The following is a 20,836-nucleotide window of genomic DNA, read 5'->3' as shown; positions in this document are numbered from 1 at the left end:
GTTCTTTTGAAGGACTGATATTTTCGCAGCGATTTCGAGAAGCGGAAGCTTCGAAAAATCATGTTTGGTGGCGATAGCGGAGGGGTTCCACGCGTACCCATCCCGAACACGACCGTTAAGCCCTCCAGCGCCGATGGTACTTGGACCGAAGGGTCCTGGGAGAGTAGGACGTTGCCAAGCACAATTAGACCACTGTTGAGTAATCGACAGTGGCTTTTTTGCGTTTATTATAGACTGTGGAAAACTTGTGGATAAACTTTTGGATTTGCAGAAAAAGTTACGCACATGTGGATAGATGATTGAAAGAGAAATAACCCCTAAATAGTGTGGATTAAATACATATTTATATGGATCTGTCAACAGAAAACCTAAGTAGTACACGGGTTGCTGTGGATATAACCGGGATTATGTGGATAGAGCTATTGATAAGTGGATAACTATTTTAACTTGGATGTGACAAGATTTCAAGACTATTTTTAAAACTGCATAGAGCTGTGGATAACTAAAAATAAAGTTATAAATAATGCGATAGATTAGCGCGCAATTGACGCTCTTGTTATACTTATCCTAAATAGTAATCTTATAAAGGATGAGGTGAGTTTGTGGTAATAAGACAGTTACGTTCAGAAGAATTCGATGCAAGCATGAACTTGTCAGAATATGCTTTTCAGTACAAGCTTCCTAGTGAAAAAAGGGCAAGTGCTAAGGAAAGATTCAAGGCTGAACAGGTATGGGGTGCTTTTGAGAACGGAACATTGGAAGCTAAATTGACGATTATACCTTTCCAAGTCTACATACAGGGCAGAGTGGTACCTATGGGTGGTATAGCAGGAGTGGCTACATGGCCAGAGAACCGCAGACAAGGACATGTGGCAAATCTATTGTCTCATGCGCTGCATACGATGAATGAGGCAGGTCAAACGCTCTCTTTTCTACACCCGTTCTTGATTCCGTTTTATCGTAAATTTGGCTGGGAGGTTTATTGTGAATATAAGAAATACTCTATTCCAGTAGCGAAGTTTCCCAAAAAGGTCGAAGTTGAGGGCAAGGTTAAACGGGATATAAAAGATATCGAAGTATTAGATAGCCTATACAATCGATTCGTTGTCAGATATAACGGGACACTTAAGCGCGATTTGGACTGGTGGGAGAACTCTGTTCTAGATGATGAAGGAAAGAGTGCAGTATTTTACTCCAAGAGTGGTGAACCAGAGGGATATGTGCTGTATAAGGTAGAGAACAGAGAACTGGTTATTGATGAATTTGTTTTTTTGAATGAACAAGCTCGGCAGGGGTTGTGGACATTTCTTGCGAACCATGATTCGATGGTGACCGGTGCATCCTTAAAGCTAGTGCCTTCGGATGACATGTTACCTTTCTTGCTGCCAGATCCACGTATAGGACAAGAGAATTATCCTTATTTTATGGGGCGGATTGTTAATGCCAAGTCATTCATTGAAACTTACGCCTTCAGAGGAAATAGTAGTCAAAAGAAGCAGCTAATATATATCGAAGATAAGTATGCACCTTGGAATGATGGGTTATGGGCATGGAATATCTCTAATGAGGGCTCGGCTACTTTGATACGAGTGGAAGGGGAACGGGCGGAAGCAGACTTGAGCTGTGATATAGGCACTTTGACGGCCTTGATGCTTGGATACAAACGACCAACAGAGATGGCTCGTTATGGAAGTGTCTCTGGCCACGCAGCAGCACTGGAATGGTTTGAAGAAATTATTCCACAAGCACAGACAGCTTTATTTGATCATTTTTAAAAATATAAGAAAGTATAAGTTTCACGCTATACATTATCCTTATATTTCTCGCATAAACGCTTATCGCCCTAATAAGGATACCGAAGGCGTTTATACTTGACAAAAATTAGGCTCTCCCCTTCGAAAGAAGTTGGGAGAGTTCTTTATTTCCGAATACATTCGCTGAAAAAAGTGAAAAATAAGAGAATCCACTTGGAATTAGCACAGAATATGTTATAATATTAAAAAGTCAAAGAAAGTCAAAGTCAACGAAGCATAATGACAGCGATCCGATCCTCTGAACACGTGGGATTATCCACAAATGTTTAAGTTCAATTAAAGACCATTGTCATTATGAATGCAAGTTGCAATCGGTATTATAAAGATTTAAGCACTGGAGGATGAGTGATGCGCAATATCTCTGATATTATCGAACAATATCTGAAGAATATTTTGCATGAAAGTCCCGAAGGTACGGTGGAAATCCAGCGAAATGACCTGGCGGACCAGTTCTCATGCGTACCGTCACAGATCAATTATGTCATCAGTACACGCTTTACTCTGGAAAAAGGTTATGTGGTGGAAAGTAAGCGTGGTGGCGGGGGATATATTCGTATTCAACGTTTTGAATTACCACCAAACGTGGCACTGCATGCCCATTTAAACCATACTATAGGTGGCGGGATTGATCAGAACGCTGCTGAAGGGCTGATTTATCAGCTGGAGGAAGCTGGTTTTCTAAGTAAGCGTGAAGCGTGCCTTATGCGCGCTGCTGTTTCTCGGGAATGCCTAACGGTTAAGATTCCATACCGGGATGAGATTCGTGCCAAGATTATGAAGGCGATGTTAATCTCTTTGTTAGGCAAATAATTGTCAACCATAAGGGAGGGGCTTTCGCTTATGCAATGCCAGGAATGTGGCGTCAAGCCGGCAACACTCCACTTCACTAAGATCGTGAATGGAGAGAAGACGGAGTTTCATATCTGCGAGAGCTGTGCACGGGAGAAGGGTGAACTCATTCCCGGAACGGCTGGAGGATTCTCCATCCACAGTCTGCTCTCAGGTCTGCTTGATCTTGAAGGTGCCGGCAAGGAGAAGTCGGCTGCAACGAAGACAACGCAGAGTCTGCAATGTGAGAATTGTGGGATGACGTACTCCCAGTTTAGTAAATTAGGCCGTTTTGGCTGTAGCTCCTGTTATGAATATTTTAACAGCGCACTGGACCCGCTTTTTAAGCGAGTGCACGGCAGTACTTCACATGTAGGTAAGATTCCGAAACGTGCAGGAGCTCAGATTGTGTTTAGACGCCAAATTGATGAACTCAAGCAGGAATTACAGCAAAGTATTACACAAGAAGAATTCGAGAAAGCAGCGGAGCTGCGAGATCAGATTCGTAAACTTGAAAAAGAAATAGCACAAGAGTAAAGTCTTTGATATATAGGGGGGATATGACATGTCAAGTCTCCGATTTACTGAACAAGCGCTTAGTGATTGGATGCGTTCTGGAGGTAGTCATTCTGAGATTGTAATTAGCAGTCGTATGCGTATTGCCCGTAATCTAGAGCATCTTCCGTTCCCAATGCTGGCTTCCTTAGAGCAATCGGAAGAAGTATTAGAGCTACTGGCTCCTGTGTTTCATGAGGAAGCAGCTGCAGATTTCGGATCTTTTCAACTCCTAAAGCTTGATGAAGTGAATGAACTGGACAAAAAGGTACTGGTTGAGAAGCATCTAATCAGTCCTAACTTGGCTAATGATTCGCGCAGTGCGGCTGTCTTATTAAATGAAGATGAGTCGGTCAGCATCATGATTAACGAAGAGGACCATCTGCGAATCCAATGTCTGTTTCCTGGTCTTCAGGTTAGAGAAGCATGGGATCGTGCGACGGCGATCGATGATATATTCGAGGCAGCTGTCAATTACGCTTTTGATGATAAAAGAGGATATTTGACTAGTTGTCCCACCAATGTTGGTACTGGGCTTCGTGCCTCGGTAATGCTGCATCTACCAGCGCTTGTAATGACTCATCAGATCAATCGCATATTGTCTGCAGTAAACCAAGTGGGATTGACTGTAAGAGGAATTTACGGTGAGGGTAGCGAAGCAGTAGGGAACATCTTTCAAATTTCTAATCAGATCACTCTCGGTCAAACGGAAAGTGAAATTATAGAGAACCTTCACAGTGTAGTTACCCAGATTATAGAGCATGAGCGAAATGCACGTGAACGGTTGCTTGTTGATTCCGCCCTGAGAATAACAGACCGAGTGAAACGTTCTTACGGAATTTTATGTTATGCAGCTCTTATGGAGCTTAAAGAATCTGCTCAACGCCTGTCTGATGTGAGACTTGGGGTTGACCTTGGCATTCTGGAAGGTCTTTCGATTTCAGTGCTTAATGAACTTAACGTTAAGACACAGCCAGGATTTCTGCAAAAGATGTTCGGCGATGAGCTGAACGCTACTGAACGAGATATGTATCGGGCAAAACTGCTCCGAGAGACACTGGGAACACAACATTAATATAGATATTTATTATTCATGGAGGTGCAGGAGATATGATGTTTGGAAGATTTACGGAACGCGCACAAAAAGTGCTAGCGCTGGCGCAGGAAGAAGCTGTTCGTTTAGGACACAACAATATTGGTACAGAACATATTTTGCTCGGACTTATTCGTGAAGGAGACGGCATTGCTGCTAAGGCATTAATAGCTTTAGGGCTAGGTCTTGAAAAAATCCAGGACGAAGTGGAGACACTGATTGGCAGAGGTCAAGAACAGCCTACGAACATTGCTTATACTCCTCGCGCTAAAAAAGTGATTGAGCTGTCGATGGACGAAGCCCGCAAATTGGGTCATACGTATGTTGGCACTGAGCATATTTTGCTTGGACTTATCCGTGAAGGGGAAGGTGTCGCGGCTCGTGTGCTTAATAACCTCGGCATCAGCTTGAACAAAGCTCGTCAACAAGTTCTTCAGCTCCTAGGAAGCAGCGAGGCTGCCTCTAGTCATAGCGGGACTCCGGCTAACGTCAGCACACCGACCCTAGATGGTCTTGCGCGCGATTTGACCGCCTATGCTAAGGAGGGCAATCTAGATCCAGTTATCGGCCGTAGTAAAGAAATTGAACGTGTTATTCAGGTACTGAGTCGCCGGACTAAGAATAACCCGGTACTGATCGGTGAACCTGGTGTTGGTAAAACAGCTATCGCTGAAGGACTTGCACAAAAGATTATCAATAATGAAATCCCAGAAACACTTCGCGACAAACGCGTCATGACGCTCGACATGGGCTCAGTAGTGGCTGGAACAAAATATCGCGGTGAGTTTGAAGACCGCCTCAAGAAAATTATGGATGAGATTCGCCAAGCAGGTAATATCGTGCTCTTTATCGATGAGCTTCATACGCTAATCGGTGCTGGTGGCGCGGAAGGTGCGATTGACGCATCTAACATTCTGAAACCGGCGTTAGCCCGTGGAGAACTTCAGTGCATTGGTGCGACTACGCTTGACGAATATCGTAAATATATTGAAAAAGATGCAGCATTGGAGCGTCGTTTCCAACCGATTACGGTGGATCAACCTTCTCCAGAGGAAGCGGTCCAAATTCTTTTCGGACTTCGCGATCGTTATGAAGCGCATCACCGTGTGAAGATTACGGATGAAGCTATAGTGGAAGCAGTGAAGTTGTCCGACCGTTACATCCCGGACCGTTTCCTGCCAGATAAAGCGATTGACCTTATCGATGAAGCAGGATCTAAAGTAAGGCTTCACTCTTACACCATCCCGCCAAATCTGAAGGAACTTGAGATGCGCTTGGATGATATCCGTAAGGAGAAGGATTCCGCAGTGCAGAGTCAAGAGTTTGAAAAAGCGGCAGCCTTGCGTGATACAGAGCAAAAAATCCGTGAAGAGCTTGATACGACTAAGAATCAATGGAAAGAAAAACAGGGTCGCACGGATTCAGAGGTTACACCTGAAGACATCGCACAGGTTGTAGCTAGCTGGACGGGTATACCTGTAAGCAAGCTGAAGGAAGAGGAGACCGACCGTCTACTTAACATGGAGGCTTTACTGCATGAACGAGTGATCGGTCAGGACGAAGCTGTTAAGGCAGTTAGCCGGGCACTACGCCGTGCGCGTGCGGGTCTTAAAGATCCGAAACGTCCAATGGGTTCCTTTATCTTCCTCGGTCCTACTGGTGTAGGTAAAACTGAGTTGGCTCGTGCATTGGCTGAAGCCATGTTCGGCGATGAGAATGCGGTCATTCGTATTGATATGTCGGAATACATGGAGAAGCACTCCACGTCCCGCTTAGTCGGTGCCCCTCCTGGATATGTTGGCTATGAAGAAGGTGGCCAATTAACCGAGAAGGTACGCCGTAAACCTTATTCTGTAGTGCTGCTTGATGAAATTGAAAAAGCGCACCCAGAAGTATTCAATATTCTGCTGCAAGTTCTTGAAGACGGTCGTTTGACTGACTCTAAAGGACGGGTAGTCGATTTCCGTAATACATTAATTATTCTGACTTCTAACGTAGGCGCACAAGCGATCAAGAAGAATTCGACACTTGGATTCACAGCTGTGCAAGATGCTGGAGCAGAATACGGTAATATGAAGGGCAAGGTTATGGAAGAGCTTAAGAAGAGCTTCCGTCCTGAGTTCTTGAACCGGATTGACGAAATCATCGTCTTCCATTCCCTCGATGAGAAGCATATTGCTGAAATCGTTACATTGATGTCTGATGAGCTGCGCAAGCGGCTGCGTGAATATGATGTTGATTTCGTTCTCACAGATGCGGCGAAGGCTTTCCTGGCTAAGGAAGGTTACGACCCAGCCTTTGGTGCACGTCCATTACGTCGTGCGATTCAGAAGCATATTGAAGACCGTCTTTCCGAGGAATTGTTGAGAGGAAATATCCAAAAGGGTGATTCGCTCAACATTGATGAAGTTGGCGGAGAACTTGTAGTGAATAAAGTGGATGCTCCTGTAGCTCCATTGCTTGAAAAAGAAGTAGAATCCGAATAAAAAAACGGAATAAAAAAAGCTTCCGCTCCTCAGTTTATAGAGGGGCGGAAGCTTTTTTAATATAAATTTATCACTTAAAAATATACATTTAGTACAAATTCCGAATGACCTTTCGTTAAAGGGGCAGAAATGGTAAACTTTCATTAGAAGAAAATATCCGCAATTTAAAAGTTCGGACCGTAAGGAGAACAAATGGCTAAACCAAAAACTAAATTTTTTTGCACCGATTGTGGATACGAATCGCCAAAATGGTTCGGAAAATGTCCCGGGTGCCAAGCTTGGAACTCCATGGTGGAGGAAACGGAAAGCGTAGTCAAAACACAGGGAATGAATGCCCCTATTTTTCATAGTAAAGAAAAGGCACAATCGATCATAAGTATAGAAAGTGACAAGGAACCGCGCATACTGACAGGTATAGGTGAGCTTAACCGTGTTCTCGGTGGGGGGATCGTACCAGGATCGCTGGTACTAGTAGGGGGAGACCCAGGAATCGGTAAATCTACGCTCTTATTACAGACGTCGCATGCTCTGACAACTCAGGGATTGCGAGTGCTGTACATTTCGGGCGAAGAATCGGTAAGGCAAACTAAACTACGTGCGGATCGCCTCGGTGCGTTGTCAGCTGAGCTATATGTACTATGTGAGACGAATATGGAAAGCATAGAAGAAGCGATTGAACAAATTCAGCCGCAATTTCTTGTTATCGATTCGATTCAGACTGTATTTATGCCAGAAGTAACTAGTGCGCCAGGCAGTGTGACCCAGGTTCGGGAATGTACGACAAGATTTATGCGTATCGCTAAGATTCGGGGAATTGCTACAGTTCTCGTTGGGCATGTCACCAAGGAAGGCGCTATTGCAGGCCCACGGATGCTTGAACATATGGTGGATTGTGTGCTGTATTTTGAGGGAGAGCGGCATCATACGTATAGACTCCTGCGGGCTGTAAAGAACCGCTTCGGTTCAACGAATGAAATCGGCATTTTCGAAATGGGTGAAGTGGGTCTAACAGAAGTAGAAAATCCATCGGAGCTCTTCTTATCGGAGCGTCCACTCGGCGTAGCCGGATCTACAGTCGTGGCTAGTATGGAAGGGACTAGACCGGTGCTTGTTGAGCTTCAGGCTCTTATCGCTGCCACTCATTTCCCCTCCCCACGCCGGGTGTGCACAGGTATGGATCACCAGCGGATGGCACTCATTATCGCTGTACTTGAGAAGCGGATGGGCATGTTCCTGCAAAATCAGGATGCATACCTTAATGTTGCTGGAGGAGTGAAGCTGGATGAACCGGCGATTGATTTAGCAGTAGCTGTTAGTATCGCTTCCAGCTTTCGTGATATTTCAACAAAACCTTACGATGTTTTCTTCGGTGAAGTAGGACTTACAGGTGAAGTAAGAGGTGTTTCACGCGCGGAAATGCGTGTGAAGGAGGCCGCGAAGCTAGGCTTCCGGCGGGTGATCATGCCAGAGAAAAGTTTGAAGGGCTGGAAGCACCCGCAAGATATCCAGATTATTGGCGTCAGTACCGTAGCAGATGCACTATCGGTCGCGTTAGATTAGGGGGCACAGGGATTATGAAAGAATATAACCAATTAGAGAATATGAATGATCTGCTCAGACTGGCGGCACCGGGGACACCCTTTCGGGAAGGTCTTGAGAATGTGCTGCGAGCTAAGACGGGAGCACTAATCGTCGTTGGGTATAGTCCTGAGGTGATGGAGGTAGTGGATGGAGGATTCTCCATTAACTGCGATTTTTCACCCAATTATTTATATGAGCTCGCCAAAATGGACGGTGCCATTATTCTTAGTGAGGATTTGAAACGAATTTTGTATGCAAATACACAGCTAATTCCGGATTCGTCCATCTCTTCAATCGAGACAGGCATTCGTCACCGGACCGCCGAGCGCGTAGCGAAGCAAACAGGTAAACTGGTTGTTTCTATTTCACAGCGCCGCAATATCATTACCCTGTATCAAGGTTCCATTCGGTATGCGTTAAAAGAAATCGGAGCTATTTTGGCTAAAGCTAATCAAGCGATTCAGACCCTCGAAAAGTACAAAGCGGTTCTTACACAAGGACTGACGAATTTGTCTGCTTCGGAGTATGAGGGAATCGTCACCGTAGCTGAAGTGGTCGGAGTGATTCAGCGGGTAGAGATGGTTCTACGCATAAAAATGGAGATCAAACGATATATAAATGAACTAGGCAATGAAGGACGCTTAATCAGCATGCAGATGGAAGAACTGGTTGGAAATACAGAGGAAGAAGCATGGCTCCTATACAGAGACTATGCTAAGGAAGAGCAAGAAGATAAAATTCGTGAAATTATTGCCGGTCTCAAACGTATTAGTGATGATGACCTAATGGATGACAACCATATTGCTCGATTGCTGGGCTACTCTTCTACGGCAATTTCTTCCGAAGAGGTGGTTACTCCGCGTGGATATCGTCTGCTCAACAAGATTCCGCGGCTTCCAAATGTGATCATTCATAATCTGGTGGAGCGGTTTGAAATGCTGCCTAATTTGATGTCTGCAAGCATAGCTGAACTGGATGAAGTGGACGGAATTGGGGAGGTGCGGGCTCGTAATATTCAGGATGGGCTCAAACGTTTACAGAAGCAAGTTCTTATTGACAGGCAAATGTAAATAACATACAATCACGTAATATTGGAGCTGTTTAAGGCCAATGTGAGAAAATTGAGGTGAAGGAATGATACAAAAATCAATTCCGAGTCTTTTTACCATAGGTAACTTGATGCTCGGAATGTTTGGTATCATGATGGCGTTTGACGGTAAAGTTAGCATGGCCGCTATCATGGTTATTATTGCTATGCTGTTAGACGGATTGGATGGCCGAGTTGCTCGTGCACTTAAATGTGAGAGTGAATTTGGTAAGGAACTGGACTCTTTGTCTGATGTCGTTTCTTTTGGAGTAGCACCGGCTGTTATTATGTACGTCTCAAGCCTGCATGATTTAAATTCTGCATTAGCCTGGACAGTAACTGCAATTTTCCCGGTGTTTGGTGCATTGCGCCTAGCTCGCTTTAATGTTCATCCAGGAGTTCCTGGTTATTTCATCGGATTGCCAATTCCTGCTGCTGGTGGTGTACTTGCCACATTAGCTCTTTTTAATAAAGATGTTTCTGCTCCATTTATGATCGTGGCTACATTGCTCTTATCATATTTGATGGTCAGCACTGTTAAATATCCTAATTTTAAGAAGGTTGGATTACCTAAAAAAGTGGTTGTCGGAGCGCCAGTAGTCATTGTTGTTGCCGTGGCTGTTGCTGTTGTGTTCCCTGAACAAATTGCTAAGCTAATCTTCGTCTTACTTGGGATTTACGCGTTATATGGTTTTAAACAAAACATCGATCGATTGACAGCCAGACGCCGTCACCGTCGTAGAAGACGTTCTGAAGATAAAGTGTATCACTCGAAGAACGGTTAAAGCAGTCTTGTAGTAAGGTTGAACTAATATAATTATAGCTAGAGGCTTTGTCGTCCTTAGGGGATGGCAAAGCCTTTTTGCAATTCCAGCGCTACCCCAAGTTTATCGTCTTGAAAATTGGAACATACTGGTGAGGTATAGATCATTCAAGGATGAATAAAAAGGAGGTGCGTTAGGTTATGTGGAAAAAAGTGATATTGTCTTTTGCTTTAATATGTGGTGCTTGGTCTGGTTTTTCGCTATACCATGCGCTTGAAAGAGGATTCCCCAAGGGGATGGAAAAGCTGAGTGAAAGTTTACCTGTAGAGGGAAGCATTTTATTTACGGTGCTGGGTGCCATTATTTTTTTGTTTGCGGGGTCTTTATGCGCGGAATGGGGAGGTTCAAAACTGCGGGAGGCGGTTCTGTACTGTTCGCGTATACCAATGAATGAATTGGCTGCAGGTGCAGCTGGGCTTACAGGGGGGCTTTTGCTATCTCTTCTGTTATATCCTGCTATGATTTGGCTTGGAAAAGCTGGGCAGTTGCTGCAGGTACCCGTTACGTTAGCTTTTGGATATATGGGGCTGCGGATCGGTCTGGAGAAAAAAGAGGAACTAGCTGCACTTTGGACAACTGGACGCTGGGGGCAAGCGGCTGAACCGGAAGGTCGTGGCCTGGAGGAGCATAAAATCCTCGATACAAGCGTTATTATTGATGGTCGGATCGCCGACATTTGCAAAACTGGATTTATTGAGGGAACGATTGTCATACCGGAATTCGTACTTGAGGAGCTCCAGCATATCGCAGATTCTTCCGATCTACTGAAACGTAATCGCGGACGGCGGGGACTTGATATTCTCAATAAAATCCAAAAAGAGCTCGATGTGAAGGTATTAATCTACGAGGGAGATTTTGAAGAAATCTCTGAGGTGGATAGTAAGCTGGTGAAGTTAGCGAAGGTACTGCGAGGTAAAGTAGTTACCAATGACTTTAACTTGAATAAGGTTTGCGAATTACAAGGAGTCTCAGTCCTGAATATTAATGATCTTGCGAATGCCGTGAAGCCCGTAGTGTTGCCTGGTGAGGAAATCGTAGTTCAGGTCATTAAGGATGGCAAAGAGCATGGACAAGGCGTAGCCTATTTAGACGATGGAACAATGATCGTTGTGGAAGGCGGACGGGAATATATCGGAACTACGATGGAGGTTCTCGTCACGAGTGTGCTTCAAACTTCAGCTGGACGGATGATATTTGCGAAGCCAAAGCTCTTGGAAAAAGCACAATAAGCGTAGATAAAGTGCATGGCAAATGTCCTATGGGTTGGAAATGCCCGCCAAACACGTTATGATGGGAATATACGTGAAAGACAGGAGCCTGAGTAATGTCAAACGGTGTGGGCGTCGTCATTGTGGCGGCAGGCAGAGGAACGCGAATGGGGACTGTAGAGAGCAAGCAATATCTGTTACTGCAGGGTAAACCAATCATCGTTCATACGCTGGAAGTATTTCAGCAGCACGAATTGATTTCTGAAATCGTGCTCGTAACCGGTAAGGAAGATATTGAGCGCTGCCGGGAATGGATACAGCTCTATAAGCTGGACAAGGTTAAGGCTATAGTACCTGGTGGATCTGAGCGTCAGCATTCCGTACATAAAGGATTGTTGAAACTTACGACACAGTGGGTAATGGTACATGATGGTGTTCGTCCGTTTGTGCAGCCGAATGAAATTGAGGCATGTTACGAGCGAGCGAAGCAGATCGGTGCTTCAGTTCTTGCTGTACCAGTCAAAGATACGATCAAACAGGTAGATAACGAAGGCAAAGTACTGTCTACGCCGGATCGGCGAAGTCTGTGGGCGATTCAAACCCCGCAGACTTTTCGTCTTTCTGAATTGCTGGATGCCTATGCGGCCGCGGAGCGGGATGGATTTCTAGGTACTGATGATTCCAGCTTGGCAGAGCGTGCTGGTATTCCGGTTTCTGTGGTAGAGGGAAGCTACAGAAATATTAAGATTACGACGCCAGATGATTTGGATTTTGCAGAATTCACAGAAAGAAACAGGGGAGAGGGACAATCATGATCGCTGTAGGACAAGGGTTTGATGTACATCAACTGGTTGAGGGAAGGCCTTGTATTATTGGAGGCGTTACGATTCCTTATGAAAAAGGATTAGTAGGACATTCCGATGCCGATGTGCTGCTGCACGCAGTAAGTGACGCGATTCTAGGCGCACTAGGACTTGGTGATATTGGCAGACATTTTCCGGACACAGATCCAGCGTTTAAGGACGCGGATAGCTTGAAATTATTAGAACAAGTGTGGGCACTTGCTAGCGAGCGAGGTTATAAGCTTGGAAATATCGATTCAACGATTATTGCCCAAAAACCAAAGATGGCGCCATACATTCCACAAATGACGGAGATTATCGCTCGTGCGCTTCACGCGGACCCGTCCAAGGTGAACGTTAAAGCTACGACTACTGAACAGCTTGGTTTTGCCGGTCGTGGTGAAGGAATTGCCGCACAATCTATTGTCTGTCTACTCCAAGATGTGATATCATCTTGAGATGGTCTAAGTAGCAAATCTAAGTTTTAACCATATGAAGCGGAGGGAATATAATGACGGATCAAGTCCGGGTGCGTTACGCACCGAGCCCTACGGGACATTTACATATAGGTAACGCCAGAACGGCGCTGTTTAACTATCTGTTCGCCCGTAATAAAGGCGGTAAATTCATTATCAGAATTGAAGATACAGACGTGAAGCGCAATGTCGCAGGCGGTGAAGAGAGCCAGCTTAAGTATTTGAAATGGCTAGGCATGGATTGGGATGAGAGTGTTGATGTTGGCGGAGAGTACGGACCTTACCGCCAGACTGAACGTCTTGACCTATATCGTGTATATTGGCAGGATTTGCTGGATAAAGGTTTGGCTTACCGCTGTTACTGCACAGAGGAAGAACTGGAAGCAGAACGTGAAGAACAGACTGCACGTGGAGAAACCCCTCGTTATTCCGGCAAACACCGTGATTTGACGGAAGAACAACGCCTTGCCTTTGAAGCTGAGGGACGAGTAGCTAGCATTCGCTTCCGTGTACCAGAAGATCGTACGTACACGTTCGATGATATCGTAAAAGGTACTATTTCTTTTGATACGAAAGAAATGGGTGATTTTGTTATCGTGAAGAAGGACGGAATTCCGACCTATAACTTTGCGGTAGCTGTTGATGATTATTTGATGGCTATCACCCATGTACTACGTGGGGAAGATCATATTTCCAACACACCACGTCAGCTTATGATCTATGAGGCTCTTGGTTGGAACCCCCCAATATTTGGTCATATGACACTGATTGTCGGTGACAACCATAAGAAGCTTAGCAAGCGGGATCAATCTGTAATTACATTTATTGAGCAATATGATGAATTGGGTTACTTGCCTGAGGCTTTGGTTAACTTCATTTCTCTACTGGGCTGGTCGCCAGAGGGAGAAGAGGAGATCTTCAGTAAAGAAGAACTTATTTCTATTTTTGATGCGGACCGTTTGTCCAAAAGTCCGGCTGTATTCGATAAGTACAAGCTGGCGCATCTAAATAATCACTATATTAAGCATGCTGATCCTAAACGGATCTCGGCATTAGCGATTCCACATCTGCAAAAAGCGGGGAAAATACCGGCTGAGCTGAATGATGAGCAGCAGGCATGGGCAGAAAGCCTTGTAGCACTGTATCAAGAGCAGATGAACTCTGCCTCCGATATCGTAGAGCTATCTGAACTATTCTTCCGCAGCCATCTGGAGTTAGAAACAGAAGCGGCGCAGGTTCTGGCGGAAAGCCAAGTGCCTGAAGTCTTGTCTGCTTTCCTAGCTAAGGTTGAAGCTTGTCAGGATTTCAGTGCTAGTAATATGGCTGTACTGATTAAGGAAGTGCAGAAAGAAACAGGGCACAAAGGCAAAGCGCTCTTTATGCCGATACGTGTGGCTTTGACCGGACAAACGCACGGACGTGATCTTAATATAACGATTGCTTTGCTCGGCCAAAACCGTGTCATCGAACGTTTGAAATCACAAATTAAAGGAGCTTAAGGTAGCATTACTTATCATTAAGCCTCTTGTCAGTCCCTTATCTTTTACGCTAAGATAGAACCATATGATAATAGCTGTGATCAGGAGAAGTACGTCCATAAAGGCAATTGCCAGAGAGAATAACCGAGAAAGGGATACCCTTTCGGGCTGGGAGTTATTCATTTGTCCGGGGCAGAACATGCGCCTGTGAGCTGCACGGTTGAACGATCCTAAAGGCTCGTTAGATCGTGCCGGGTACATCGCCGTTAATGATGCCAAGTGGAACGAAGGAACTCTGCCGATGGTAACAACAGCAGTCTGTTTGATTCGTTCAAGCAGAGTGGAACCGCGGTTAAACGTCTCTGCAGCTTTATGCTGCAGGGGCTTTTTTTGTTTCAGGGTATCTTTTCTAATATAACAAACCAAGCAAACACCCACAGCATATGTATGATAAGAATAATGGATTGGAGACAATACCTTCCTTGTGTACCTGTAAACAGGAGATGGGGGAGTCAAGAAGAGAGGAACCGTGATGTTTAAGCATATTAAGTCGGACATTCGGGCGGTATTTGATAACGATCCCGCTGCCCGCAGCTGGTTCGAGGTTGTCTTCACATATGCAGGGTTGCACGCCATTTGGGGTCACCGGATTGCCCATTCTTTTTTCAAACGCCGCTGGTATACAATGGCCCGTATGGTCTCACAGTTTAGTAGATTTATGACCGGTGTTGAAATCCATCCCGGAGCTGTCATCGGAAATAGGCTGTTTATCGACCATGGTATGGGGATTGTTATTGGGGAAACCTGTGAAATCGGTGATGATGTTATTATCTATCAAGGTGTTACACTTGGGGGGACAGGGAAAGAAAAAGGTAAGCGCCATCCCACAGTTGGCAACAATGTAGTTATTGGTTCTGGTGCGAAGGTATTAGGATCGTTTCGTATCGGCGACAATTCAAATATAGGTTCGAATGCGGTTGTGCTGCGTGAAGTTCCAAATAACAGTACAGTAGTAGGAAATCCGGGCCGTGTAGTAAAACGTAACGGTGAACGTGTATCCGATCGCTTGGATCATACCAAGATGCCAGACCCGCTTGTAGATTCACTTCGCTTTCTGCAAAAAGAGATCGAAGAGATCAGAGAGAAACTTGGCGAAGAAGATAAGCAAAAGACCGCGCAGCGGCTAGTCGAAACTCAGCAGTACATTGGTGATTACGAAATTTAAGCATATCCGGTACTTAAGGAATCGGGACAACAGAAAGGGTTGGAATAGGATGGCTTTACAAATTTACAACACAATGACACGCAGCAAGGAGCAGTTTGTGCCCCAAGAGTCGGGCAAAGTGAAAATGTATGTATGTGGTCCAACCGTTTATGGATATATGCATATCGGAAATGCTAGACCTATTATTGTCTTTGATATGGTCCGGAATTATTTGGAGCAACTCGGCAATGAGGTACGGTATGTTACGAACTTCACAGATGTAGATGATAAACTGATACGCAAAGCAGAAGAAATGAACACTTCAGTAGCAGAGGTTGCTGAGATTTTTATTAATGCTTATCGTGAGGATCTTGAAGGGCTTGGAGTAAAACCGGCAACATTGAATCCGCGGGTAACAGAAAGCATGGAGCTGATCATTGAATTCATTAAAGAGCTTGAGGAAAAAGGGTATGCCTACGAGAGTGGTGGTGATGTATACTACCGTACTTCCAAATTTGAAGACTATGGTAAGCTGTCCCGTCAGAATCTAGATGAATTACAGTTTGGTATTCGCGTGGAGGTAGACTCACGGAAAGAGAAACCTGAGGACTTTGTGCTGTGGAAAGCAGCAAAACCAGGTGAAGTGTACTGGCAGAGCCCGTGGGGAAATGGACGCCCAGGCTGGCATATTGAATGCTCGGCTATGGCAAGAGAGTTCTTGGGGGATACGATGGACATCCACGGGGGTGGACAAGATTTGCAGTTCCCGCATCATGAATGCGAATGCGCTCAGACAGAAGCTCTGACGGGTAAGCCACTCTCTAATTACTGGATGCATAATGGATTTATCAACATCGGTGATGAAAAAATGTCGAAATCATTGGGTAACGGATGGCTTGTGAAAGATATCCGTGGGCAATTTAAAGCTGGAACTATTCGTTATTTCATGCTATCGACCCATTATCGTAATCCGTTGAACTTCTCGGTGGATTCAATGACTTCAGCTGAAAAGAGCGTAGAACGTATCTCACTTGCAGAAAGTAACGTTAAGCATCGTCTTGAACTTGCTGCTGAAGGTGCTCAGGGTGAGGTCAGCTTAGAGATTAATGATAAGTTATCTGCTATTGTGGCCAATTTTCATGCTAGAATGCAGGATGACTTTAATACCCCTGATGCGATTACGGCTATGTTTGATTGGGTGAGTCTTGCAAACCATACCCTTGCGAATAGTGAAGCAGCCCCTGCTGATTTTGCTGCGTTGCTGCAAGCTTTTGGGGAAATGAATGCTGTGCTGCGTTTGACACCTGAGCATGAGGAAGAAGAGATCGCGAGTGAAGAAGTTGAACGATTGATCGCGGAGCGGGTTGAAGCGCGTAAAAATAAGAATTGGAGCCGGTCCGATGAGATTCGTGATGAATTAGGTCGCTTGGGCATATTGCTTGAGGATACTCCGCAAGGAATGCGGTGGCGGCGGAAATGAGTGAGGAACGCAAGTTTCAGAACGGGTGGTTTCCTTACGAGCCTTCCAAACCTGCGCGACTCCTCTCGCCAATTGTGCTTGCCTATGTAGGAGATGCCATTTACGAAGTGTCAGTTCGCCAGTATTTAGTATCTCTTCCGAATTTGCGCCCAAACCATTTGCATCGCTCTGCTACAGGACTTGTATCCGCTAAGGCGCAGAGTGCAATTCTTGGATTTTTGGAGCCAAGTCTCACAGAAGAGGAAAAAGATGTCGCCCGTCAGGGGAGAAATGCTAAATCGGGAAGTATTCCTAAGAATGCAGATGTGCTTGAATACCGTCATGCTACTGCTTTTGAGTGTCTGATAGGTTACTTATACTACACAGGTCAACAGGAGAGAATACAAGAAATTGTGAACAGTGGCATACAGTTTATGTTGAAACAGCCGTGATAAGGCTTTTGCGAAATAGAGAATAGGAGAAGTGAACATGGAAGAAGATTTGAAGACAGAAGAGGAAATATTGGCTGGGAAGCATTCAGTGCTTGAGGCGCTTCGTGCGGGTCGTACATTAAATAAAATATGGATTGCAGAAACGGCTCAGAAGCATCTGACCGCACCAATCGTCGCTGAAGCACGTAAAGCGGGGATTGTCATTCAGCATGTGGACAAGCGTAAGCTGGATCAGCTTGCTCCTGGAGTTCAACATCAGGGGGTAGTTGCTCAAGCCGCACCTTTTGCCTATGTCGAGGTAGATGATCTGCTGGCTGCAGCTGAAGCCAAAGGAGAGCCTGCATTCTTGATTTTGCTGGATGAGATTGAAGATCCTCATAACCTGGGGTCCATTCTGCGGACAGCAGATTGTACTGGAGTGCATGGGGTAATCGTACCTAAACGTCGTTCGGCTCAGATTACTGCTACCGTCTCCAAAACATCGGCGGGTGCCGTGGAATATGTTCCGGTTGCGCGAGTCACTAACCTAGGTCAGACCATTGATCGTCTGAAAGAGCAGGGAGTCTGGGTAGTAGGTACGGATGTGGATACAGATCAGAATCTGTTTGGATCCAATATTTTCACAGGACCGGTAGCTGTTGTAATCGGTAATGAGAATAAAGGAATGGGACGCCTGATTCGTGAAAAATGTGATGTATTACTTAAGCTGCCGATGGCCGGAAAGATCAATTCATTAAATGCCTCTGTCGCCGCAGGAGTCATTATGTATGAAGTGGTACGCCTTCGGCAACAGCAGGGATAACTATGGCCGACTGGCGCGATGTGCTGCTTGTGGACGGGTACAATATGATCGGTGGCTGGCCGGAACTTGCGGCACTGTCCCAGATTGGTATGCAGGAAGCACGCGACCGCTTGATGGATTTGCTGGCTGATTACCAGGCTTACTCAGGACGACGAGTTATTGCTGTGTTTGATGCATATCGCGTTCCAGGATTGGGTCGGTCATTTGTCCAGGGCAAAGTCCAGGTGTTTTTCACCAAGGAAAAAGAAACCGCAGATGAATGCATTGAGCGATTGGTTGGAGAATTTAGCAACCGACGTCGGCAGATCTATGTTGCAACAAGTGACTTTGTGGAGCAACATATTATTTTCGCCCAAGGTGCACTGCGGATTTCTGCAAGAGAATTGCACCTAGAAATTGAAGAGAACCAGAAACAAGTGAAAAAAGCTATCGAACCGGGAAGTATCAGTTCTACACGTCATGCTTTGGAAGACAAACTGCCTCCTGATGTGCGGAGTAAATTGGAAAATTGGCGTAGGCAGTGACAAGAGGAAAGATTTAGGTGATATTTTTATTCCATTTTATGCTATTCCAGATTGTTTTTGGACAAATCCGGTTGACGGTGTAAGGTAACATAATATATACTGATCCTATATTTCGCGAAGTAACGATGTGTCTTGCGTTGCAGCCGGGGGGATTCTTGGTGAGTGTCGACCTCAAGGAAATAATGCTATCCGAGTATGATTTCATAAGTGATGAAGATATTGTCGAGGCTTTCCGTGGTGGCGACAGTGGCGCATTGGAACACTTAATTAATAAATACCGTAATTTTGTACGTGCTAAAGCCCGCTCTTATTTCTTGATCGGGGCAGATCGTGAAGATATTGTTCAAGAAGGAATGATTGGTCTATATAAGGCTATTCGTGACTTTAAAGGTGACAAGCTCTCTTCATTCAAGGCTTTTGCTGAGCTCTGCATAACACGTCAGATTATAACTGCTATTAAGACGGCCACGCGTCAGAAGCATATTCCGCTCAATTCTTATGTTTCTTTGGATAAGCCCATTTATGATGAAGATTCCGACCGGACGCTTATGGATGTCATTTGTGGAACTCAGGTACTAGATCCAGAAGAGCTAATTATCAATCAAGAAGAATTCATTGGACTTGAAGATAAGATGGCGGAGATTTTAAGTGACCTAGAGCGTAAGGTTCTGATGTTGTATTTAGACGGACGATCTTATCAGGAAATTGCTGAAGATCTGAAGCGGCATGTGAAATCTATTGACAACGCTTTACAACGAGTAAAGCGGAAATTAGAAAGATATCTAGAAGTGCGTGACAATTAATGATATAATGAACACAAGAGGGCTCGTACATCGAGTTCTTTTTTTTAGTCTCATGAAATTGCTTAGATAGAATTAGGAGCTAACACCATAAATTTCTATTTGAGTTGATTTTAGTTGTTGCCGTTGAGGGTAGGTTTATACACAGTCGGAATGCCCCATAATGATAAGGAAGACAGCGAAGTGTGAGGAAGAGATAGACCCAAGGACAGGGTACGGCCATATGACTATAACACCCGAAATTACCCAGTGCAGAACGGAATTCTTTCGTTGACACAGACCTTGACATTATGCTAAAGTGTTTTAGGTAGGCCTAAATTCGCGGCTTTTTTTAGGATCAATATTTACGTCTTCTAATTGTATTGTTAGAAGGACGTCTCGGGAGGTGCACATCATGCGGGTAATTATCACTTTGGCTTGTACAAGTTGCAAACAAAGAAACTATGCGACTACCAAAAACAAGCGAAATCACCCCGACCGCATGGAGATGAAGAAATTTTGCAAGTATTGTAACTCGCAAACTCCTCATCGCGAAACCAGATAGTCTGTGGAGGTGTAGTCGGCATGAAACGTAGTTTCAAGTCTATGTTTTCCTTTTTCACTGAGAGCTGGAGTGAACTCAAAAAAGTTCGCTGGCCAAGTCGTAAAGAATTGACCAACTATACATTGATCGTTCTCGGTACAATTGTAGTTGTCGCTATTTACTTCTGGGTTCTGGACATCGGTATTTCCGCTGTGATTGAAGCGATTATTTAGAGAGGTCCCAGGTGGCTTGATATGGAAAAAAGATGGTATGTCGTTCATACCTATTCTGGGTATGAGAATAAGGTCAAAGCCAATTTGGAAAAGCGCGTTGAGTCCATGGGCATGGAAGACAAAATATTCCGCGTTCTTGTTCCTATGGAAGAAGAAATCGTAAACAAAGACGGTAAGAAAAAAACCGTTATGCGTAAAGTTTACCCGGGTTATGTTTTGGTGGAAATGGTTCAGACTGATGATTCCTGGTATGTTGTCCGCAATACTCCGGGCGTTACTGGATTTGTTGGTTCGACAGGCTCAGGGTCTAAACCAACAGCTTTGCTTCCGGAAGAGGTAGAACAAATTCTGAAGCATATGGGCATGGTTGAACCTAAAGCGAAGATTGATTTCGAAATCAAGGAATCCGTACGTATTATGGTTGGTCCGTTTGCGAATTTTGTGGGATCCGTGGAAGAAATTTTGGCTGACAAGAGCAAGATCAAAGTGCATGTGAACATGTTTGGACGGGAAACCCCGCTAGAGTTGGATTTCACTCAAGTGGAGAAAATATAACATAAGCTAAGG

At 44.9% G+C, this 20,836-nt stretch carries 22 protein-coding genes and 1 rRNA gene; 22 read left to right on the top strand and 1 reads right to left on the bottom strand.

All coding sequences use genetic code 11. The features are described from left to right. The first annotated feature begins 63 nt into the window (after positions 1 to 63). The 13 genes from rrf to gltX all read left to right on the top strand — a co-directional run bounded on the left by rrf (position 64) and on the right by gltX (position 14,293). A 5S ribosomal RNA gene (rrf, locus tag NST34_RS29255) occupies positions 64 to 180 on the top strand. Between the two features lie 422 nt (positions 181 to 602). Next, positions 603 to 1,775: a GNAT family N-acetyltransferase gene (locus tag NST34_RS29250; RefSeq protein ID WP_341129246.1), complete on the top strand. Its 1,173-nt coding sequence runs from the start codon at positions 603 to 605 to the stop codon at positions 1,773 to 1,775. 387 nt (positions 1,776 to 2,162) lie between these two features. After that, positions 2,163 to 2,624, top strand: a complete 462-nt coding sequence (locus NST34_RS29245) for a CtsR family transcriptional regulator (RefSeq protein ID WP_042131251.1) — start codon at positions 2,163 to 2,165, stop codon at positions 2,622 to 2,624. Positions 2,625 to 2,654: 30 nt separating this feature from the next. Then, positions 2,655 to 3,179 (top strand): UvrB/UvrC motif-containing protein, encoded by a 525-nt coding sequence (locus NST34_RS29240; protein WP_042192214.1) that lies wholly within the window; start codon positions 2,655 to 2,657, stop codon positions 3,177 to 3,179. A 28-nt stretch (positions 3,180 to 3,207) separates the two neighbouring features. Continuing rightward, a complete protein-coding gene (locus tag NST34_RS29235; protein ID WP_042192210.1) occupies positions 3,208 to 4,272 on the top strand; it encodes a protein arginine kinase in 1,065 nt (354 codons plus the stop codon). Positions 4,273 to 4,307: 35 nt separating this feature from the next. Next, entirely contained in the window at positions 4,308 to 6,776 is a 2,469-nt protein-coding gene (clpC, locus tag NST34_RS29230; RefSeq protein ID WP_042131248.1) for an ATP-dependent protease ATP-binding subunit ClpC, read from the top strand. Between the two features lie 192 nt (positions 6,777 to 6,968). Next, positions 6,969 to 8,336, top strand: a complete 1,368-nt coding sequence (gene radA / locus NST34_RS29225; RefSeq protein WP_042131247.1) for a DNA repair protein RadA — start codon at positions 6,969 to 6,971, stop codon at positions 8,334 to 8,336. A 14-nt stretch (positions 8,337 to 8,350) separates the two neighbouring features. After that, the gene (gene disA, locus NST34_RS29220; RefSeq protein ID WP_042131246.1) at positions 8,351 to 9,427 is read left to right on the top strand and encodes a DNA integrity scanning diadenylate cyclase DisA; all 1,077 of its coding nucleotides are present in this window, start codon (positions 8,351 to 8,353) and stop codon (positions 9,425 to 9,427) included. A 64-nt stretch (positions 9,428 to 9,491) separates the two neighbouring features. Further along, positions 9,492 to 10,229, top strand: coding sequence for a CDP-diacylglycerol--serine O-phosphatidyltransferase (pssA, locus tag NST34_RS29215; RefSeq protein ID WP_042192208.1), 738 nt, complete (start codon positions 9,492 to 9,494; stop codon positions 10,227 to 10,229). Between the two features lie 179 nt (positions 10,230 to 10,408). After that, on the top strand, positions 10,409 to 11,497 hold the full coding sequence (locus NST34_RS29210; RefSeq protein WP_042131244.1) for a PIN/TRAM domain-containing protein: 1,089 nt from the start codon (positions 10,409 to 10,411) through the stop codon (positions 11,495 to 11,497). A gap of 95 nt (positions 11,498 to 11,592) precedes the next feature. Next, the gene (gene ispD / locus NST34_RS29205; protein WP_076286858.1) at positions 11,593 to 12,291 is read left to right on the top strand and encodes a 2-C-methyl-D-erythritol 4-phosphate cytidylyltransferase; all 699 of its coding nucleotides are present in this window, start codon (positions 11,593 to 11,595) and stop codon (positions 12,289 to 12,291) included. After that, positions 12,288 to 12,776 carry a 2-C-methyl-D-erythritol 2,4-cyclodiphosphate synthase gene (ispF, locus tag NST34_RS29200; RefSeq protein ID WP_042192203.1) on the top strand — a complete coding sequence of 163 codons (489 nt, stop codon included), beginning with the start codon at positions 12,288 to 12,290 and terminating at the stop codon, positions 12,774 to 12,776. Before ispD ends, ispF begins: the two co-directional genes overlap by 4 nt. 53 nt (positions 12,777 to 12,829) lie before the next feature. Then, positions 12,830 to 14,293: a glutamate--tRNA ligase gene (gene gltX, locus NST34_RS29195; protein ID WP_341129245.1), complete on the top strand. Its 1,464-nt coding sequence runs from the start codon at positions 12,830 to 12,832 to the stop codon at positions 14,291 to 14,293. On the opposite strand, the gene NST34_RS29190 is transcribed toward gltX, so the two are convergent. Next, a complete protein-coding gene (locus NST34_RS29190; protein ID WP_076286856.1) occupies positions 14,273 to 14,698 on the bottom strand; it encodes a hypothetical protein in 426 nt (141 codons plus the stop codon). The two genes, gltX and NST34_RS29190, sit on opposite strands and share 21 nt — an antisense overlap. Before the next feature lie 106 nt (positions 14,699 to 14,804). Between NST34_RS29190 and cysE the strand changes: the two genes are divergently transcribed. The 9 genes from cysE (at position 14,805) to nusG (ending at position 20,824) form a co-directional block, all read left to right on the top strand. Further along, positions 14,805 to 15,497, top strand: a complete 693-nt coding sequence (gene cysE / locus NST34_RS29185; protein ID WP_042192199.1) for a serine O-acetyltransferase — start codon at positions 14,805 to 14,807, stop codon at positions 15,495 to 15,497. 49 nt (positions 15,498 to 15,546) lie between these two features. After that, positions 15,547 to 16,956 carry a cysteine--tRNA ligase gene (gene cysS, locus NST34_RS29180; protein WP_076286855.1) on the top strand — a complete coding sequence of 470 codons (1,410 nt, stop codon included), beginning with the start codon at positions 15,547 to 15,549 and terminating at the stop codon, positions 16,954 to 16,956. After that, positions 16,953 to 17,387, top strand: coding sequence for a Mini-ribonuclease 3 (locus NST34_RS29175; RefSeq protein WP_042192194.1), 435 nt, complete (start codon positions 16,953 to 16,955; stop codon positions 17,385 to 17,387). The genes cysS and NST34_RS29175 overlap by 4 nt, the downstream gene beginning before the upstream one ends. A 37-nt stretch (positions 17,388 to 17,424) precedes the next feature. Next, positions 17,425 to 18,189 (top strand): 23S rRNA (guanosine(2251)-2'-O)-methyltransferase RlmB, encoded by a 765-nt coding sequence (gene rlmB / locus NST34_RS29170; protein WP_042131237.1) that lies wholly within the window; start codon positions 17,425 to 17,427, stop codon positions 18,187 to 18,189. 2 nt (positions 18,190 to 18,191) lie between these two features. Then, positions 18,192 to 18,713: an NYN domain-containing protein gene (locus NST34_RS29165; protein WP_341129244.1), complete on the top strand. Its 522-nt coding sequence runs from the start codon at positions 18,192 to 18,194 to the stop codon at positions 18,711 to 18,713. A 158-nt stretch (positions 18,714 to 18,871) separates the two neighbouring features. After that, entirely contained in the window at positions 18,872 to 19,516 is a 645-nt protein-coding gene (gene sigH, locus NST34_RS29160) for an RNA polymerase sporulation sigma factor SigH (protein ID WP_036680496.1), read from the top strand. A 391-nt stretch (positions 19,517 to 19,907) separates the two neighbouring features. After that, positions 19,908 to 20,057, top strand: coding sequence for a 50S ribosomal protein L33 (rpmG, locus tag NST34_RS29155; protein WP_076099620.1), 150 nt, complete (start codon positions 19,908 to 19,910; stop codon positions 20,055 to 20,057). Between the two features lie 20 nt (positions 20,058 to 20,077). Further along, a complete protein-coding gene (secE, locus tag NST34_RS29150) occupies positions 20,078 to 20,269 on the top strand; it encodes a preprotein translocase subunit SecE (RefSeq protein WP_036680497.1) in 192 nt (63 codons plus the stop codon). A gap of 21 nt (positions 20,270 to 20,290) precedes the next feature. Next, positions 20,291 to 20,824 carry a transcription termination/antitermination protein NusG gene (gene nusG / locus NST34_RS29145; RefSeq protein WP_036680499.1) on the top strand — a complete coding sequence of 178 codons (534 nt, stop codon included), beginning with the start codon at positions 20,291 to 20,293 and terminating at the stop codon, positions 20,822 to 20,824. Positions 20,825 to 20,836: the final 12 nt, after the last annotated feature.

It is taken from the genome of Paenibacillus sp. FSL H7-0714, from assembly GCF_038003765.1.
Taxonomy (GTDB): Bacteria; Bacillota; Bacilli; order Paenibacillales; family Paenibacillaceae; genus Paenibacillus_AQ.
The sequence above is the reverse complement of the archived record's forward strand: the minus strand, read 5'-3'. Positions and strand labels throughout refer to the sequence as shown.

Coding starts and splice junctions, on each gene's coding strand:
- NST34_RS29245 (WP_042131251.1), top strand. CDS start 2,163: ATGCGCAATATCTCTGATATTATCGAACAATATCTGAAGAATATTTTG.
- NST34_RS29240 (WP_042192214.1), top strand. CDS start 2,655: ATGCAATGCCAGGAATGTGGCGTCAAGCCGGCAACACTCCACTTCACT.
- NST34_RS29235 (WP_042192210.1), top strand. CDS start 3,208: ATGTCAAGTCTCCGATTTACTGAACAAGCGCTTAGTGATTGGATGCGT.
- clpC (WP_042131248.1), top strand. CDS start 4,308: ATGATGTTTGGAAGATTTACGGAACGCGCACAAAAAGTGCTAGCGCTG.
- radA (WP_042131247.1), top strand. CDS start 6,969: ATGGCTAAACCAAAAACTAAATTTTTTTGCACCGATTGTGGATACGAA.
- disA (WP_042131246.1), top strand. CDS start 8,351: ATGAAAGAATATAACCAATTAGAGAATATGAATGATCTGCTCAGACTG.
- pssA (WP_042192208.1), top strand. CDS start 9,492: ATGATACAAAAATCAATTCCGAGTCTTTTTACCATAGGTAACTTGATG.
- NST34_RS29210 (WP_042131244.1), top strand. CDS start 10,409: ATGTGGAAAAAAGTGATATTGTCTTTTGCTTTAATATGTGGTGCTTGG.
- ispD (WP_076286858.1), top strand. CDS start 11,593: ATGTCAAACGGTGTGGGCGTCGTCATTGTGGCGGCAGGCAGAGGAACG.
- ispF (WP_042192203.1), top strand. CDS start 12,288: ATGATCGCTGTAGGACAAGGGTTTGATGTACATCAACTGGTTGAGGGA.
- gltX (WP_341129245.1), top strand. CDS start 12,830: ATGACGGATCAAGTCCGGGTGCGTTACGCACCGAGCCCTACGGGACAT.
- cysE (WP_042192199.1), top strand. CDS start 14,805: ATGTTTAAGCATATTAAGTCGGACATTCGGGCGGTATTTGATAACGAT.
- cysS (WP_076286855.1), top strand. CDS start 15,547: ATGGCTTTACAAATTTACAACACAATGACACGCAGCAAGGAGCAGTTT.
- NST34_RS29175 (WP_042192194.1), top strand. CDS start 16,953: ATGAGTGAGGAACGCAAGTTTCAGAACGGGTGGTTTCCTTACGAGCCT.
- rlmB (WP_042131237.1), top strand. CDS start 17,425: ATGGAAGAAGATTTGAAGACAGAAGAGGAAATATTGGCTGGGAAGCAT.
- NST34_RS29165 (WP_341129244.1), top strand. CDS start 18,192: ATGGCCGACTGGCGCGATGTGCTGCTTGTGGACGGGTACAATATGATC.
- rpmG (WP_076099620.1), top strand. CDS start 19,908: ATGCGGGTAATTATCACTTTGGCTTGTACAAGTTGCAAACAAAGAAAC.
- secE (WP_036680497.1), top strand. CDS start 20,078: ATGAAACGTAGTTTCAAGTCTATGTTTTCCTTTTTCACTGAGAGCTGG.
- nusG (WP_036680499.1), top strand. CDS start 20,291: ATGGAAAAAAGATGGTATGTCGTTCATACCTATTCTGGGTATGAGAAT.